The organism is Ruegeria arenilitoris (genome assembly GCF_013031355.1).
In the GTDB taxonomy this organism is placed as follows: domain Bacteria; phylum Pseudomonadota; class Alphaproteobacteria; order Rhodobacterales; family Rhodobacteraceae; genus Ruegeria; species Ruegeria arenilitoris_C.
In genome coordinates this window covers 159114-175234 of sequence record NZ_WPZO01000008.1, presented here as the reverse complement: position 1 = coordinate 175234, position 16121 = coordinate 159114, and the positions used below count along the sequence as shown (strand labels likewise).

16 protein-coding genes are annotated in these 16121 nt (G+C 58.7%); 7 read left to right on the top strand and 9 right to left on the bottom strand.

Annotated elements, in window-relative coordinates; genetic code table 11:
- Positions 1-4 precede the first annotated feature (4 nt).
- Complete coding sequence (locus tag GOX63_RS17845) at positions 5-1102, bottom strand: efflux RND transporter periplasmic adaptor subunit (RefSeq protein ID WP_170327896.1); 1098 nt, start codon at positions 1100-1102, stop codon at positions 5-7.
- A 181-nt stretch (positions 1103-1283) separates the two neighbouring features.
- On the opposite strand from GOX63_RS17845, the gene GOX63_RS17840 reads away from it, so the two are divergent.
- The 7 genes from GOX63_RS17840 (at position 1284) to GOX63_RS17810 (ending at position 8053) form a co-directional block, all read left to right on the top strand.
- Positions 1284-1697 carry a VOC family protein gene (locus tag GOX63_RS17840; protein ID WP_170327897.1) on the top strand — a complete coding sequence of 138 codons (414 nt, stop codon included), beginning with the start codon at positions 1284-1286 and terminating at the stop codon, positions 1695-1697.
- Positions 1698-1716: 19 nt separating this feature from the next.
- Complete coding sequence (locus GOX63_RS17835) at positions 1717-2184, top strand: isochorismatase family protein (RefSeq protein ID WP_170546655.1); 468 nt, start codon at positions 1717-1719, stop codon at positions 2182-2184.
- Positions 2185-2223: 39 nt separating this feature from the next.
- Complete coding sequence (locus tag GOX63_RS17830) at positions 2224-2742, top strand: hypothetical protein (RefSeq protein ID WP_170546653.1); 519 nt, start codon at positions 2224-2226, stop codon at positions 2740-2742.
- Positions 2743-2891: 149 nt separating this feature from the next.
- Complete coding sequence (sstT, locus tag GOX63_RS17825) at positions 2892-4121, top strand: serine/threonine transporter SstT (protein WP_217356214.1); 1230 nt, start codon at positions 2892-2894, stop codon at positions 4119-4121.
- 200 nt (positions 4122-4321) lie between these two features.
- Entirely contained in the window at positions 4322-5989 is a 1668-nt protein-coding gene (locus GOX63_RS17820) for a sulfatase-like hydrolase/transferase (protein ID WP_170327901.1), read from the top strand.
- 21 nt (positions 5990-6010) lie between these two features.
- On the top strand, positions 6011-7255 hold the full coding sequence (locus GOX63_RS17815; protein ID WP_170327902.1) for a DUF3179 domain-containing (seleno)protein: 1245 nt from the start codon (positions 6011-6013) through the stop codon (positions 7253-7255).
- 48 nt (positions 7256-7303) lie between these two features.
- A complete protein-coding gene (locus GOX63_RS17810; protein ID WP_170327903.1) occupies positions 7304-8053 on the top strand; it encodes an outer membrane protein in 750 nt (249 codons plus the stop codon).
- A 9-nt stretch (positions 8054-8062) separates the two neighbouring features.
- Here GOX63_RS17810 and GOX63_RS17805 read toward each other — a convergent pair whose 3' ends face one another.
- The 8 genes from GOX63_RS17805 to GOX63_RS17770 all read right to left on the bottom strand — a co-directional run bounded on the left by GOX63_RS17805 (position 8063) and on the right by GOX63_RS17770 (position 15914).
- Positions 8063-8749 carry an ABC transporter ATP-binding protein gene (locus tag GOX63_RS17805; protein WP_170327904.1) on the bottom strand — a complete coding sequence of 229 codons (687 nt, stop codon included), beginning with the start codon at positions 8747-8749 and terminating at the stop codon, positions 8063-8065.
- Entirely contained in the window at positions 8746-9495 is a 750-nt protein-coding gene (locus tag GOX63_RS17800) for an ABC transporter ATP-binding protein (protein WP_170327905.1), read from the bottom strand. The genes GOX63_RS17805 and GOX63_RS17800 overlap by 4 nt, the downstream gene beginning before the upstream one ends.
- Positions 9488-10474 carry a branched-chain amino acid ABC transporter permease gene (locus GOX63_RS17795; protein WP_170327906.1) on the bottom strand — a complete coding sequence of 329 codons (987 nt, stop codon included), beginning with the start codon at positions 10472-10474 and terminating at the stop codon, positions 9488-9490. The genes GOX63_RS17800 and GOX63_RS17795 overlap by 8 nt, the downstream gene beginning before the upstream one ends.
- Positions 10471-11391: a branched-chain amino acid ABC transporter permease gene (locus GOX63_RS17790; protein ID WP_170327907.1), complete on the bottom strand. Its 921-nt coding sequence runs from the start codon at positions 11389-11391 to the stop codon at positions 10471-10473. Before GOX63_RS17790 ends, GOX63_RS17795 begins: the two co-directional genes overlap by 4 nt.
- 52 nt (positions 11392-11443) lie before the next feature.
- Positions 11444-12574: an ABC transporter substrate-binding protein gene (locus GOX63_RS17785; RefSeq protein ID WP_254436000.1), complete on the bottom strand. Its 1131-nt coding sequence runs from the start codon at positions 12572-12574 to the stop codon at positions 11444-11446.
- A 184-nt stretch (positions 12575-12758) separates the two neighbouring features.
- Complete coding sequence (locus GOX63_RS17780; RefSeq protein WP_170327909.1) at positions 12759-13481, bottom strand: MbnP family protein; 723 nt, start codon at positions 13479-13481, stop codon at positions 12759-12761.
- Positions 13481-14599 carry a cytochrome-c peroxidase gene (locus GOX63_RS17775; RefSeq protein WP_170327910.1) on the bottom strand — a complete coding sequence of 373 codons (1119 nt, stop codon included), beginning with the start codon at positions 14597-14599 and terminating at the stop codon, positions 13481-13483. Before GOX63_RS17775 ends, GOX63_RS17780 begins: the two co-directional genes overlap by 1 nt.
- A 16-nt stretch (positions 14600-14615) precedes the next feature.
- The gene (locus GOX63_RS17770) at positions 14616-15914 is read right to left on the bottom strand and encodes a hypothetical protein (RefSeq protein ID WP_170327911.1); all 1299 of its coding nucleotides are present in this window, start codon (positions 15912-15914) and stop codon (positions 14616-14618) included.
- Between the last annotated feature and the right edge of the window lie 207 nt (positions 15915-16121).

Here is a 16121-nt window from a genome sequence, read left to right as displayed (position 1 = left end):
GCCCCTAACCCTGACTGTCGACCGCTTTCACAACCAGCCCGTCATGTATTTTCTGAAGCCCCTGAACCACCACGCGGTCACCCTCGGCCAGCCCCGACGTGACTTGCGTGCGGGTTGCGGTCTGGGTGCCGATCTCGATGTTTTGTCGGTGGACCTTGCTGTCACCGTCGACCGAGAAAACAAAATACCCTTGCTTGTCGAACTGTACCGCGTTGCGCGGCACGGTCAGCACCTTGGGGTCTTCGGACCCCGTCAGGCTGACGGTTACAAACTGGCCGGGGATCAGCACCCCGTCAGGGTTGGCGAAGCTGGCGCGCAGTTCGATCGTGTCGGTGTCCTGACTGACGCTGTCGCCGACAAAGATCACCTTGCCAGGGGTGGGATAGATCTCACCATCAGCCAGTTTGATGTCCGTGGTCAGCTTGATGTCACCCGGAGTGATCCGCCCTTTGCGCCGCTCACGCAGCAGAACCGGCTCACTGACATAAAAGCTGACCAGTATCGGATCAACGCTGGTGACCGTTGCCAGAACGCCGGTATCCGAGCTAACCAGATTACCCGCATCCACTGCTGACAACCCGATACGCCCATCAAGCGGGCTGAGGATTTCCGTATAGTCCAGATCAATCTGCGCGATCTTCAGATCGGCTTGCGCCTCATCCACAGCGGCCTTTCCTGCGGCATAGGTCGCCAGAGCCGTATCCAGAACAGCCTGCGGGATATCGCCCTTGTCGAACAACTCCTGCTGCCGGTCCAACGCCGCTTTTTCCAGCTGCGCGCTGGCCTCAGCACTTTTCAACGCCGCTTGTGCACTGTTCACACTGGCGGCGTATTTCTTCTTTTCGATCCGGAATAGAATATCGCCTTTGGCAACCGTCCCGCCTTCGGTAAAATTGACCTCTTCCAGAAACCCTTCGACGCGGGCCTGCAGATCGACACTTTGATCCGCCACGACACGGCCAACGAACTGGTCCTGTTTCTGCAAGTCCTGCAGTGTCACTGGCGCGACCATGACACTGGGCGGCGCGTCGGACTGGGCCGCTGCCGGGGCAGGCAGAAACAGGGGGATAAATGCGCAAACAAACAGAGCAGAAGGTTTCATGAGACCCTCGGGAGCTTGTAATTGCTTAACTATCCCCACATCCCCGCATTGGCGCAACGGTTTTCTAAGAACGTTCACCTGCGCATTTCCCAGCCATATCAACCCCTTTGACGCAGGGCTTGCCAGTCCCCGGTTCTTGGGATTTTCTGACGCCACACACCAACCAAAAGGCCGGACCCGCATGAAGCTCGAATTCCACCACATCAACTTTGTGTCCGATGATGTCGACCGGCTGCACCGGTTCTACACGCAGGTCCTTGGTCTGGACGATATCCCGATCGAGAATTTCCCCCGCCCCGATGCAACAGAAGACAAGGGCTATAGCGGTAAAATCCGCTTCGCGACCGATGGCGGGATGCAGATGCATCTGGCCGAAAGGAACCTCGATGTCGCGTTCAAACATGGCGAGACGATCAATCCGGTCGAGCGTGGCCATATCGCCTTTCGCACCGACGACATCGAGGCGTTCAAGAAATTGCTGGACGACAACGGCATTCCCTATTCGGACTATGGCACCGCCTTCGCCAAGGAATGGCATCAGTTGTTCTTCCACGACCCCGAGGGCAATATCATCGAGGTTCATCAGGCAGTGTGACTAACGTCGGAGGCGCGTCATGAAACAGGCCGTATTGGTCGTCGATGTTCAACCCAGCTTTGACCCGCCGGATTGGCTGGTCGAGCGCAGCCAGTTGTTGGCGTCGAATTTCCCCTCCATCGCCACCGTTGAACGCAATGACGAGACCAAGGTACCCTTTTTCCGGCAGCTGGGATGGAAGCCCCGCTCGGTCGATGACAGCCTTGTTCAGGCCGACCACACGATACTGAAATACGGCTACGGTCCGCCGCCCGAGGTGATCGACCAGTTTCACAGCTGGAAGGTCGACCGCGTTCTGGTCTGCGGCATTCAGGCCGACACCTGTGTTCTGGCAGCAGGATTCGCCCTGTTTGACGCGGGGCTGCAACCGACCATAATTGCGGATACGGTCGTCGGGTCTTCGCTGGATCGCAGCGGCACGCTGGGCGTGGACCTCTGGCGGCATCATTTTGGCCAGGTGATTGAGAAGCACTCGGATATTTTGTGACGGCGCAATCCCTGTCCGTATTGGAGAGGAGAGCCTATTATGACCTCGAAACACATTCTTGGAAGAACCGCCATTACCCTTCTTGTGGCCGGTAGTTTTGCACCCGCACTTGCAGAGAGTTTTTCGCTGACCGGCCAGTATGAAGGCATGTATGCCTGCGACAGCACCACGGGTGGTGTGCCGTCAAGCTGGTCAGACCCTATGACTGCAGGAATTGTCCAAGACGGGGATCGCATTTCCATCGATCTGCTTTACACCGACAAACAAGAGCTTGGGGCGGAGTATTCGCTCTATACTGGGTCGGTTGCTCTGGCACCCAATGGCACGCTGGTCAGCGGGTATTTCGAAGCCTGCGGCGGCACCTTTCCATCAAAGGAACTGGCCCGCATATTTCCCGCCGCTACGGATACATCGTTCAGCTTTTCAGTCACCAGTGTCTGGGCCTCGGATCAGGTGCCAAACCTTCCCGGCCTGACCGTACAGACCTGCACATGGAGCCTGAAACGGGTGTCCACAGAACCCCCCAAAGTCAGGCCGTGCGAGACGGCAGAGCGCTAGGCTCAAAACCCCATCTGGACTTATTTGTTAAGTCCAGATGTTTAAATTGGATCCAAAGTGCCCATATAGCGCCCAATCTTGCAACTTAACCGTGCCTGATCGGGAGTATCCATTACCCGGCAGGCCCCCAGTCAAACAGGATGGTCCCGATGAATTTTATTCTACGCGGTAGCCTGGTTACTCAAATCATCATCGGCCTTGTGGCCGGTGCCCTACTTGCCACCCTCTGGCCCGCCGCTGGTTCGGCTGTTGGTCTGTTGGGGGATTTCTTTGTCGACGCGCTGAAAGCCGTCGCGCCCGTGCTGGTGCTGATCCTTGTCTGCGCCGCAATCACCAACCACAGGAAAGACAGTCAGGCCCGTATGGGCCCTGTGGTTCTGCTGTATATCCTCGGCACTTTCGCGGCTGCGCTGGCTGCGGTGGTGGCCAGTTTCATGTTCCCGGTCACCCTGCATTTGACCGGCACGCCCGAGCTGATGGACGCGCCGGACGGTTTGGCCGAGGTGGTGAAAAACATCCTTCTGAAGATCGTGGACAACCCGGTGAACGCGCTGGCACAGGCCAATTATATCGGCATTCTCGCCTGGGCTGTTGGCCTTGGGCTGGTCTTCCGGCACGCCAGCGACTCGACCAAAACGCTGATGTCGGATCTGGACGGCGCGATCACCAAGATCGTGTCTGTTATCATCCGGATCGCGCCGATCGGTATCTTTGGCATCGTGGCTTCGACCATTGCCGAGACCGGCTTTGAAACGCTTGCCAGTTATGGGCAATTGCTGGCCCTGTTGATCGGCTGTATGGCGTTCATGGCGCTGGTCGTGAACCCGCTGATCGTGTTCCTGCGCATCCGTAAGAACCCCTATCCTCTGGTCTTCACCTGCCTCAGGGAATCCGGCATCACCGCGTTTTTCATGCGCAGTTCGGCCGCCAACATTCCGGTCAACATGGAACTGTGCCGCCGCATGAACCTGGATGAAGAGACCTATTCGGTCACCATCCCCATCGGTGCGACGATCAACATGGCCGGTGCTGCGATCACCATCACGGTGATGACGCTGGCGACCGTGCACACCATGGGTATTCAGGTCGATTTCATGTCAGCCCTATTCCTGAGCGTCATCGCATCGATTGCCGCAACCGGAGCCTCGGGCGTGGCCGGTGGGTCGCTGTTGCTGATCCCGATGGCCGCCAGCCTGTTCGGCATCGACAACGCAACCGCAATGCAGGTGGTCAGCATAGGCTTTATCATCGGCGTCCTGCAGGATTCCGCGGAAACCGGATTGAACTCGTCCACCGATGTGCTGTTCACGGCGGCCGGGTCGTACAAGAGCGGCGATCCGTACCCGCGCAAACTGCCAATGGAAGAGGTCGCCGCCTAAGCGACCCCTTCCCCCCAACCTTCTCACAACCGCGCGGTTTCACGGCGCGGTTGTGGCCCCCGTACTGACCCGCATTGTGCTTGCATACTGGCAACGATGCAGGTCCGTAGAAATTTCCGCGTTAATATCATAATGTTTCAATGTGAGATCGCCCAGCGACATCAACGTGGGGCACGTCTGATGAGGGGGAGGAACATAGAATGAAATTGAAGTGGTTGATTGCGCTTTCGACGGGTCTTGCGGCCGCACCGGCCCTGGCACAAGAAAATCCCATTCAGCACGATGCGGAGTTTTACATCCTTCAGGCCCAACACGGCGAACAATGGGCGCAGGATGACGCCGCCGTGGATGAGGCCTTGGCCGCGTTTCGGGAAGGCAATGGGGGCAAGTCCCCGAACATCGTCAGCGTACTAATTGACGATGTGGGCTTTGGCGACATGGGCATTCCCGAACTGAATGCACTGCGGGGATACGAAACCCCAAGCATGAACGCTTTTTCAGATGAAGCGATGCGGTTGGTCCGTATGTATACCGAACCCTCCTGCACACCTACGCGCGTGGCCCAAATGACCGGACGTTTGCCGGTACGAATGGGGATGGGGAATACATCGGTCGACATTTCGGGTTTCGGCCTGCCGGGAAACGAAGTCACCCTCGCCGAGGTTCTGAAGGGTGCGGGTTATGTGACCTCTCATGTCGGAAAATGGCACATGGGCGACATCGTCGAAAGTTGGGCCATGAATCAAGGGTTTGACTACGCTCAACATGCCGTACACCAGCAAGGACAGCTGGACGTCTTCAACGATGACGGCATTCGCGAACAGGTGTCCGTCGGGATCGGAGACTATGACCCAATCTACACGATAGACAATTGGTTTCGGCCCGATCCTGCCGCGATGGTAACCGTGATCGAGGGCGAAGCCGGCGGTCCCATTCGCGAAATACGGATGGAATCTGGCCAACGTTGGGGCGCAGAAGAATATGACGAAATGAACCAGGCGTTCCAGGATAAAACGCTGGAAGAACTGCAACGCCTTTCCGCTGGCAGCACACCCTTCTTTCTCCAGTACTGGCCCATGATCCCGATTGACAGCACACGCGCCGGACGAACCGGTCCGGACAGTGCCAATGCGGGTCTTTTTGTCGACAAGATGCAATTACTGGACCAGTGGTTGGGCGACCTTTTTGCAGAAATCGACGCTTTGGGTATCGCCGAGAACACAATTGTGGTCGTGATGGGTGACAATGGGCATTTCACCAAATATTCGCCGCAATCCGGGTTTTCAGCGATGATATTCCGCGGCGGCAAAGGGGATACCAGCGAAGGCGGCATTCGTGTCGATGCCTTTATCCGCTGGCCCGGCATGATCGAAGCAGACGGAATGCTGAACAGCATCGTTCATGTCTCGGACCTGTATACGACGCTGGCCCGGTTTGCTGGGGCCACCGAACATATCCCTCGAGACCGGCTTGTGGACGGCGTTGATCAATCAGCGGCGATCCTGTTTCAGGACGAACAAAAAGCCCGCCGCGACAGTGTGATCGCGTATTCAATCAACTCTCCCGAAGCTATTATCAAGGACCAGTTGAAACTGATCTTTCCCGGTTCGATCGAAAACGCAATTTTGGCGGATTTCTACAACCTCTACCGCGACACACGAGAAGAGTACCCGATATCGACCGAAGTCGGCGCGTGGGGTGGGGCTGAGTTCGTGCGCATCCTTGGCCGTCACATGGCGCGGAAAGAGAAATTCCCCGACACCCCTCCGGCCTATGGCATACCCTATGAGGGGATCGAGAACCTGCGCCCCGAAACTCTACAGGCGGTCGAGGCGTTCATGACCAAACGCGCCTCAACTCAACAATAGAACCCGGATCAGGAGGCACACATGGTCGGCAATATATTCTTCGCTCTTGGCTTGATCGTCTCGCTTGGAATCGGGTTCGTTTATTTCCGCGATCTGGGCGACATCTCGCAGATGCTGCTGAAGGTGAAACGCCAGAACATGGTGCGTTTCATCCGGCACGAATACCGTCTGATCGGGATCGGGCTTGGCGCGTTTGCCGTCGCAACGCTGGCGCATTTCATTCTGGGTGGCGGGCCATTCTGGCTGTGGATCGTCTCTGCGTTTTTGGTGCTGTTTCTATATGGGTTTCCATATGTCTGGGTGCATCTGGGCCTGCGCAACCAGATGAATGACGCCGCCTTCTTTCCCATCAGCGAGGCACAGAAATATGTCGGCCCCACCGCGCCGGTCATCGTGATCGAAAACAACGGCCACGCCCGCGCGCACCCCGACGCGCAGATCATGCGGCCTCATCTGGCGGGCGATGTGGACGGGCTGGGCGGCGAAGATGTGGTCATGACCTATTGTGCGATGGCCAATCTTGGGCAGGGCTACGCCCCCCGGATCGAAGGCAAGCGGCTGGATCTCGAGGTTCTGGCCCAGCACGGCAACAACCTGATCCTGCGCGACAATGAATCCGGAGAGCCGATCCAGCACATATATGGTTTCCGCGAAGCTGACCGAGACCCGAACACCGACGGCCCCGCCTGTCCTCTGCGCCCAGAGGCGCAGATGAAACCCTGGCCGACTTACCGAATGACCTTCCGTGGCTTCCAAAAAGCCTTCCCCGATGGTGAAGTGTTTCTGAACATGCCTTCCCCTAACCCTCTGCTGCGGCTGCTGGACATGGTGACCGAGATCACCTTTGGCTGGGGTATCGGCCGCCAGCATCAGGAAGACGCGCCGGTGATGGACAACATGGACCGCTCAGACGACCGGTTGCCGAACAAGACCCATGTCTGGGGGATCACCATCGGAACGGACGCCACCTGCTGGACCGACGATTTCGTCGTGGACAACAACTGGATCGTCAACGCCACCGTCGGCGGGCGGGATGTCGTTGTCAGTCTGGACCCGAAATACGAAAGCCTCGGGGTTTGGTACAATGACAGCAGCAAACCCGTTACCCGCTGCGATTTTTGGGGTATGTCGGATCAAGGGCAACTACAGCGGGTGGAAACCCTGCGCGCCGGCGTCTTCTGGCACGTCTGGTCCGAGTTTTTCCCGAACACCGACATCAATCGCGTGGGTTCGCGCGCGGAAACACCTGACACCGTAGCGGCTTAACCCCGCAGGATCCGGGCAAAACAGGCGACAATAAAACGGAGGGACGGAATGGCACTAAATCAAAGATTGATCGGCTGCGCGACAGCGGCCGTGCTTGTGTCAGCGGCAACGATGGCTTCTGCGCAGCAGACCGATTGGTCATACGAGGCCACAATCTATCTGTACATGCCCGAGACCGACACCAGCATTGAAACCGCGTCCGGCACGCTTCAGGGGACGCTTAGCTTTTCCGACGCGCTGGAGAATCTGGACTTTGCCTTCATGGGCACGATGGCCGCAACAAACGGGCAATGGAGTGTGCTGGCCGATTACAATTACACCAACCTGACCTTCGGCAATACCGCACCCGGTCCAGCGGGATCAGAATTGGAGACCTCGGTCAAAACGCAGTTTCTGACTGCCTTATTGGGATACCGGGTGCGTAATGACTCGTCGGTAAAGGTTGATCTGGCGGGTGGTTTCAGGTGGTACAGCACCGACACGAACATCACCCTGACCCCGGGCGGAGCCCCCCCGCAAACCGGTTCTGCAGATGCCAGTTGGTTCGATCCGGTGGTAGGGGTACGCGGCCGGTATTTCTTTACCGATGCGTGGTCCGGAACTGCCTATGTCGATTACGGAGGGTTCCGCAGCGGCAGTGAAACCTGGTCCGTTCTGCTGACGGCGGATTATGCCATCAATGACAGGTGGTTACTGCGGGGCGGGTATCGCTATATCTCGTTTGATCACGACATTGACGGCAGCAACTATTCGTTCGATCAGTCCGGGCCACTGTTCGGGGCCACCTACCGGTTCTGAAAAGCGCGATCATACGCCGACGTATTTCTCGGAAATGTCGGGGGTCAGGTCCGTCATGGCGCCGGACCAGACTGTTCGCCCTTTTTCAAGAATAACGGCCTGGTCAGACACCGCCGCCAGTTCCTTGAGCGATTTGTCGATCAGCAGGATCGCCACGTTTGTTTCTTGCCGTAGGCGGTTCAGAGCCGCCCAGATCTCCTGCCGGACGATCGGCGCAAGACCCTCGGTGGCCTCGTCCAGGATCAGCAGGCGCGGATTGGTCATCAGAGCCCGGCCAATCGCCAGCATCTGCTGTTCCCCGCCCGACAGCGAGGCGGCGCGCTGGCCCTTCCGCTCTCCCAGCCGTGGAAACAGCTCGGTCACGCGGCGCAGGGTCCAGTCGCCGGGACGTGCCGCCGCGATCAGGTTTTCGCGCACCGTGAGATCGGCAAAACAGCGGCGGCCTTCGGGCACCAACCCCACCCCCTTGCGGGCTACCTTGTGGCTGGGTAGCGCGTGCAAGTCCTGACCGTCCAGCATCAGCGAGCCCTGCGATCGGATCATCCGGCAGATTGCCTTGACCGTGGTGGTCTTGCCCATCCCGTTGCGGCCCATCAGAGCGGTCACCTCGCCCTGCGCCATCTGCAGGTCAACGCCGAACAGCGCCTGACTGTCGCCATAGCTGGCGGTGAGGTTTTCAAGTCGCAGCAGGGTCATGCCGCATCCCCCAGATAGGCGTCGCGCACCTCGGGGCTGGTGCGGATTTCACCGGCCGTACCGGTGGCGATAACCTTGCCGTAAACTAGCACACTGATCCGATCGGCCAGCGCAAACACCGCGTCCATGTCATGTTCCACCAACAGAATGGGCGCTTCCTGCCGCAGCCCGTCAAGAAACCCGGTCAGCCGTTTCGATCCCTCGGCGCCAAGACCTGCCATCGGCTCGTCCATGACAAAGGCTTTGGGCGACAGGGTCAGGGCCACCGCGACCTCCAACTGCCTCCGCTGACCGTGACTGAGGTTGGCGCATCGGGTATTGCGTTCATCGCTGAGGCCCACGCGCTCCAGCGCCGCCTCGGCCCGGTCGCACAGTTCGGGCCGTTTCAGGGCGGGCCGCCAGAACCGCCACGCCATGCGTTCCGTACCCATTGCGCCCAGCACCACGTTCTCCAGCACCGTATCTTCCATACACAGCTGCGAAATCTGGAAGGTACGCCCCAGCCCTGCCTGCGCCCGCGCCTGTGTAGAATAGCCCGAGACATCCTGACCGTTCAGCAGAACCTGCCCGGAATCGGGTGCCAGCCCGCCGCATATCTGCTGGATCAAGGTCGACTTACCGGCGCCGTTAGGGCCGATGATGGCGTGGATTTCTCCGGGCCTCAGATCGATGGAGACATCGTCGGTGGCCCTGAGCGCCCCGAAATTCTTGTTCAGGTTCCGCGTGGCGAGAACAGGATCAGACATGCGCGCCCTCTTTCCCGGTCAAAAGGCCGATCAGGCCGCCACGGGCGAACAGCACGATGCACAGCAGGGCCACACCCAGATAGACGTGCCAAAAGTCGGTGAGTTCGCCCAGGAAATGTTCCAAAGCGACAAAGACGCAGGCTCCGATGACCGGCCCCATCAGGCGCCCAACCCCGCCGATGATAATCAGCACGATCAATTCCCCCGACAGTTGCCAGCTGAACATCGAGGGCGAGACAAAGCGGTTCAGGTCGGCAAACAGCGCCCCCGCCAGCCCGGTGATCGCGCCTGAGATCACGAAGGCCAGCAGTTTCAGCCGCATCGGGTTCAAACCGACAGTTTCGACCCGCACGGAGGTCTGCCGGGCGGCGTTCAACGCCAGCCCAAAGGGCGAGGCCTGAAGGCGCGCGAACAGAAACAGCACGATACAGAGCAGCGTCAAACAGACGGCGTAGAACTGGATCGGCACCAGCGTATTCAGGCCGGGAAAGCCGTTGCGGACATAGATCGACAGCCCATCCTCGCCACCATACTGTGCCCAGGAAATCGCGAAATAGAAAAACATCTGGCCAAAAGCGAGCGTGATCATGATGAAGTACACTCCGGACGTGCGCAGCGATAACAGTCCGATGAAGAACGCAACCAGCGCCGACAGGATCATCGCAACCAGCCAGATTACCGGCATGGACTTCGTGCCATCAGTGGCGAACAGTCCCAGATCAAGCGCCGAGTAGGTCTGCGCGTGATAAGCAAGGATGCCCATCGCATAGCCTCCGATCCCGAAGAACACTGCGTGGCCAAAGCTGACCATGCCTCCGATGCCGAGAATGAGGTTCAGCCCCACCGCCGCCAGCGCAAGGATCACCGCACGCGTCACCAGCGTAATCGTAAACGGCTGATCCGCCATGACAGCCCAAAGCGGCAACGCCAGCAGGCCTGCGATCACCAGCGCATTCAGGTAGGTTTCATTCAGCCTCATGCACGTGCTCCGAACAGGCCGGTGGGTCGCCAGATCAGCACCAGCCCCATCAGCACGTAAATCCCCATCGAAGCCAGCGCCGAGCCGGTCTTTTGGGCCGCGCCATTGTCCATGAACAGCTTGAACATCTCGGGCAAGAACACCCCGCCTAGCGTATCCGTCAGCCCAACCAGCAGCGCACCGATGAACGCGCCGCGCACCGAGCCGATACCGCCAATGACGATGACCACAAAGGCAAGGATCAGTACCGGCTCGCCCATCCCCACCTGAACCGACTGGATCGCACCCACCAAAGCGCCCGCCAATCCGGCCAGCGCCGCGCCCAGCGCAAAGACCAGCGTATAGAGCTTCGAGATATCGATACCCAGCGCCGCGATCATCTCGCGGTCATTCTCACCGGCGCGGATCTGGATGCCTAACCGGGTGCGTTCGATCAGCACCCAGAGGCCCACGGCCACGGCCAGCCCGATGCCGATCAGAGTCAGGCGATAGAGCGGGTATTCGATACCGCCGGGCAGCGTGACCGGCCCCGACAGCGCATCGGGAATGTCCAGAAACAGCGGGAAAGAGCCAAAAACCCATCGTGTTCCTTCCGAAAAGATCAGGATCAGCGCAAAAGTCGCCAGCACCTGATCCAGATGCGGCGCGTTATACAACCGTCGGATCACCACCATCTCGACAATCGCGCCAGCCAACGCCGCAGCGGCGAGCGCGGCAACCAAAGCCAACAGGAAAGACCCTGTGGCCCCCGCCACGGCAGCGGCGGCAAAGGCCCCCACCATATACAGCGAGCCGTGCGCCAGATTGATCAGACCCATCACACCGAAAATCAGCGTCAGGCCAGCCGCCATCAGGAACAGCATGACGCCGAACTGCAGCCCGTTGAAGATCTGCTCGAAAATCAGGATCGAGGACATGGAAACTCCGGCGGTCTGCCCGCCCCTTTGGCCGGGGCGGGCAGATGGTCAATTACATTTTGCATTCGGCCCCGTAGGCATCAAAATGGTCTTCCAGAGCGACACCGATGATCTTGTTGGTGAAGACGTCACCTTCCTTGATCACTTCGCGGGCATAGATCGACTGAACCGGGTGGTGGTTCGGGCCGAACTTGAAATCACCGCGGGTGCTGTCGAACTCGGCCAGACGCAGCGCGTTGCGGAAGGCCCTCGCATCTGAAGGATCGGCCTTTTCCAGCGCAGACAGCAGCAGATTGGCAGTATCGAACCCTTGGCTGGCGTAAAGCGAGGGCAGACGACCATATTCAGCTTGGAAACTTTCCACAAACGCCGCGTTGGTCGGGTTGTCGATATCCTTGTTCCATTGCGAGGTGTTCACCACACCCACCGCCGCATCACCAACCGCCTGCAGAATGCCCTGATCAAAGCTGAAGGCCGGACCGACCACGGGCTTGTCTATGCCGCTGTCGGCATATTGCTTCAGAAAAGAAATCCCCATACCGCCAGGCAGGAAGAAAAACACACTATCCGCGTCGCTGGCACGGATCTGCGCGATCTCGGCTGCGTAATCTGTCTGCCCCAGCTCGGTATAGACCTCACCGGCAAGTTCACCCTCGAAGAACCGCTTATACCCGGTCAGCGCGTCCACACCCGCCGGGTAGTTGGGGGCCAGAATAAAGCTGTTCTTGTAGCCCACGCCATTAGCATAGGCGCCTGCGGCCTCGTGCAGGTTGTCATTCTGCCATGCGACATTGAAATAGTTCTGATGGCAGCCTTTTCCGGCCAAAGGCGACGGGCCCGCGTTGGGCGACAGGTAGAACACGTTCTGGTTCACAGCAGCCGGCACAACCGCCATCGCAAGGTTGGACCAGATGATGCCGGTCATCACATCAACCCGTTCAGACTGGATCATCTTGTCGGACAGTTGCACGGCGATGTCCGGCTTGCGCTGGTCATCCTCAATCACGACCTCAATATCATCCCGGCCAGATTGCGCGATCGCCAGCATGAACCCGTCTCGCACATCGATACCCAGCCCGGCGCCGCCGCCCGAAAGCGTGGTAATCATCCCGACCTTGACCTCGGCCAAAGCGCCGGTGGCGCACAGCGCGGAAACCGCAGCGGCTGCTAGAAACTTCTTCATCTTCATCTCCCTTCGCTGGTCTTTTCGACGCAACTTATGCCCGCCTTCACGGCGTTTAGTCTATTTCTTTGACTGAGCGGTCTTTTTTCGCCCGGTCAATCGTCCAAACAATCACCGATCACACCCCCGCCGTCGAGGGCGATTTCAACCTGAACCGCTGAATTTTCCCAAAAAATGGCCCGCCTCAGAAGGCCAGAGTGATCATGATGGCGTAGTTGTCGGCCAGTATCTCGGCATCTGCTCGGTTGAACTTGACCGACGGCAAAGCTTGCATGTCGATCTGCGCCGTCCCGTCGAAGAACTTCGCCAGATCGACGATCAGGTGCACCTCGGGGTCGTCACTGACGAGAACGTCCGGCGGCAACATGAACTCGACCTCGCGGGCGTTTTCGGAAAACCCGACATGATAGACCAGCGGGGATACGTCGTCCCCTTGTTTCAGGGCGCCTTCCACGACCACGAATTTATACCCGACCTCCCAGTTCCATGCCATCTGGCTGTTGGGGTCCAGATCCCCCCGCACCTCGATCGAGCCGTTCGCAGCGGGATCAACCCCGATCAGGAATTGCACGGTATCAACGGATTTCAGGGGCACCTCGGGCAGAGTGATCGAGTGCGTCTTATCCTCATTATCAAAGCGCAACAGGTGATAGCTGTCCGGTTCGGCATAGGATTTCTCCCCCTGCGTCAGGGAAAGATTGCTGAGGTAGAACCTGAAATCCCGAACCCTGAACTGCCCGCCCCCGCCCGGGTTGTCATAGACAAACTGATCATAGACCAGAGGCTCATCCCCCATATGCGCGTGAAAGGTCAATGTGATCGGTGTGGTTTTCCGCTGTCCGGACATCAGAAGAAACCACCCCGCGATCAGGGCTGCTACGGCCAATAATCCAAGGATCAGTCTCATCAGGAGCCTCCTTCAAACGGGTCGGAAAACTTCGGGTTGGTCAGAAACGCCTCATCCGTCAGCGTGTGCAGAAAGGCTATGATGGCCTGTATTTCCTCGGGCGTCATGCGCAGCCCGACCGTGCCCTTTGCGGCCTCTGGGGCATTATCGGCTTCAAGGATCAGAGGGCTGAGCGTGTCGCTAACCACGATGCCGTCATTATAGTGGGCCATGACGTCCTCAAGCGTTTCAAACCGGCCGTCATGCATGTAGGGCGCGGTGACGGCAATGTTGCGCAGGGTCGGAACCTTGAAGAACCCCTTATGCGCCGGGTTTCCCGTCACCGCCATCAGGCCATCAGGCAGGGTATCGTCCGGGTCCAGACCGTTGTTGGAGAACCCGTCCAGCGCATCGCGAAAGCCCGAAGTCAGAAACTGGCTGTGGCAATCTATGCAATTGCCTCCCCGCAGCGAGACCTTGGTGTCGGGATGCGCCATGAACAGTTTGCGCCCGTGTTCCTCTTGCGCGGTCAGGCGGGCTTCGCCGCGCAGGTATTTGTCGTATTTCGACTCGGACGAAATCAGCATCCGCATGAATGTGGCCAGCGCCTTGGCCGTGTTTTCCGGTGTGACCGCGCCATAGGCCTGACGAAACATGCGGCGATAGGTGCCGGACGCCTCAAGCTCGGCCATCAGGGCGTCGATATCCTGCCCCATCTCATCGGGGTGCTGGATCGGTATCAACGCCTGTTCCTCAAGCGAGGTCGCGCGACCATCCCAGAAAAACCTCTCTTGCCCCCACAGAAGGTTGGCAAGGCTCATGGCGCTGAAATCCAACTCACCACCTGACAGGGACGGCGATTTCGCGCGCCCGTCGGTGAAGGCCAACGCCTGCACATGGCAGGTGGCACAGGACACCTGATTGTTGCCCGACAGGATCGGGTCATAAAACAGATGCCGGCCCAGCGCGAAGGCTTCTTCGGTCAGTGGGTTTTCGGGCGGCACGGCGAACCGACCGAATACAAACGGTGCCGAAAAATCGGCAATCGGCGTCGCCACCGGGTGACGCGTGCGATCCCAATTCATCCACCCCGCCACCGCAAGACCTGCAGCGGCGAGGATCAGCAGTACCCAGCGCATAACGCCCTCCGGGCCGCTAGTGGTGGTGAACGAAGCCTGATCCGAACAGGCCTTCGAGGTTCTCTATCCCCTTGTTGTACCGATCCTTGATATTGACCGTGGCCAGACGCTCACCGGTTTCAAGATCGTGGACCGAGATCGTATGGCTGTTCAGACCGGCGATGAAATCCACATCCGTCGGATCATTGTCAGCGCTGTTGCCCAGATTAAGCAGGTTGTTTTGAATAGCGATCAGGTCCCGCCCCGAGGCCGAGGTAAAAAAGATCATATGGTGAGCCCCCGGATCGGCCACGATGTCCGGCCCACTGGATACCAGCTCGGGCAGGGCTGCCAGATCATAGCGTTTTACCACGCCGGGCAGAGCATGTGAGATGAACAGCTCATCCTCGGTGCCGTAGAATTCCAGTGGCACGGCGGTTTCATTGGCAACGCCGCTATAGATCACTTCGGCCTCACCAAAGGTCTTGGAGCTGGCATCATACGGCACTTTCCACGTCTCGAACCCAAACATGGTGTTGGCCAGAATGGCCGGTTCGATATCCGGGTGCATATCAGGGCGCGCAAACAGCACCTCGACCGGAGAGGACGGGAAGTTCAGCGGTTTTTCCTTCTCGACCGTGATGTTTTCGATGGGTTCCAGCGTGTTCAGATCGATGATCGTCAGCGCGTTGCCGACCCCTGTGGACAGGTCCGGATGCACTGTCGACGTCACAACCATACGATCGTCAAAGGCCGAGATGCCGTGCGGATACATGATATAGGGCGCGCCCTCGCCCACCTGACTTTTGCGCGCTTCGATGACCTTGACGACCTCATTGGTCTGCGCGTCGAATACACCGACCGAGCCACCGTCATCCCCGCCGGTTCCGCCCAGGAAGGTCACGAACATGTACTCCTGTCCGTTCGAGTTGGCCCACATGATATCTTCGCCGACCATCTGCCCTTGCGTGTCCAGACAGTCAAAGCCGGATATCACCGGCGCACCACCCGCATCGCGGGACAGCCCAACCTCGGCCAGACTGCAGGACGGATCAAGCCCAGTGGAATAAAGCCGGCCGTTGGGGCTGTAGTAGAGATGGTGCAGCGGATGCACCATCTCGGGCTGTTCCACCTCGCTGAGAATCTCTCCGAACCGCTCCGATTCCGGGTCCAGTTCGATGATTGCAATGCTGTGGCTGGTGTCCAGCGTCGGAAGCCCGCGCAACAGCACCATGCCCTGACTTTCCTCGCGGTCTTGCGACAGTGCCGGAGACAGCCCCGCCAGTATCAGCCCCGTGCCGATCAGAATGCTTTGTGTAAATTGATTGAGTTTCATGACTTACCCCCTTTGTGATGAAATTTCGAAACATTTCTGAGTGGGATGCGCCGCACCCTTTGTCTTATCATATTTTGGATTTTGCACCAAACCTGCGCATCCCTCGAATGAGGTGTTGACGGAAGGGTCTTTCCTCGCCCAATGTCGCGGTCATCAGACGACGGGGAACTGAAGCTGTGGCAACCAACCTTCGACAACCGATGATGC

Excerpts from the sequence above, each read along its gene's own strand:
- GOX63_RS17780 (WP_170327909.1), bottom strand. The coding sequence starts at position 13,481 with ATGAGACTGATCCTTGGATTATTGGCCGTAGCAGCCCTGATCGCGGGG.
- GOX63_RS17770 (WP_170327911.1), bottom strand. The coding sequence starts at position 15,914 with ATGAAACTCAATCAATTTACACAAAGCATTCTGATCGGCACGGGGCTG.
- GOX63_RS17810 (WP_170327903.1), top strand. The coding sequence starts at position 7,304 with ATGGCACTAAATCAAAGATTGATCGGCTGCGCGACAGCGGCCGTGCTT.
- GOX63_RS17790 (WP_170327907.1), bottom strand. The coding sequence starts at position 11,391 with ATGTCCTCGATCCTGATTTTCGAGCAGATCTTCAACGGGCTGCAGTTC.
- GOX63_RS17835 (WP_170546655.1), top strand. The coding sequence starts at position 1,717 with ATGAAACAGGCCGTATTGGTCGTCGATGTTCAACCCAGCTTTGACCCG.
- GOX63_RS17785 (WP_254436000.1), bottom strand. The coding sequence starts at position 12,574 with ATGAAGAAGTTTCTAGCAGCCGCTGCGGTTTCCGCGCTGTGCGCCACC.
- GOX63_RS17840 (WP_170327897.1), top strand. The coding sequence starts at position 1,284 with ATGAAGCTCGAATTCCACCACATCAACTTTGTGTCCGATGATGTCGAC.
- GOX63_RS17795 (WP_170327906.1), bottom strand. The coding sequence starts at position 10,474 with ATGAGGCTGAATGAAACCTACCTGAATGCGCTGGTGATCGCAGGCCTG.
- GOX63_RS17815 (WP_170327902.1), top strand. The coding sequence starts at position 6,011 with ATGGTCGGCAATATATTCTTCGCTCTTGGCTTGATCGTCTCGCTTGGA.
- GOX63_RS17805 (WP_170327904.1), bottom strand. The coding sequence starts at position 8,749 with ATGACCCTGCTGCGACTTGAAAACCTCACCGCCAGCTATGGCGACAGT.
- sstT (WP_217356214.1), top strand. The coding sequence starts at position 2,892 with ATGAATTTTATTCTACGCGGTAGCCTGGTTACTCAAATCATCATCGGC.
- GOX63_RS17820 (WP_170327901.1), top strand. The coding sequence starts at position 4,322 with ATGAAATTGAAGTGGTTGATTGCGCTTTCGACGGGTCTTGCGGCCGCA.
- GOX63_RS17845 (WP_170327896.1), bottom strand. The coding sequence starts at position 1,102 with ATGAAACCTTCTGCTCTGTTTGTTTGCGCATTTATCCCCCTGTTTCTG.
- GOX63_RS17775 (WP_170327910.1), bottom strand. The coding sequence starts at position 14,599 with ATGCGCTGGGTACTGCTGATCCTCGCCGCTGCAGGTCTTGCGGTGGCG.
- GOX63_RS17800 (WP_170327905.1), bottom strand. The coding sequence starts at position 9,495 with ATGTCTGATCCTGTTCTCGCCACGCGGAACCTGAACAAGAATTTCGGG.
- GOX63_RS17830 (WP_170546653.1), top strand. The coding sequence starts at position 2,224 with ATGACCTCGAAACACATTCTTGGAAGAACCGCCATTACCCTTCTTGTG.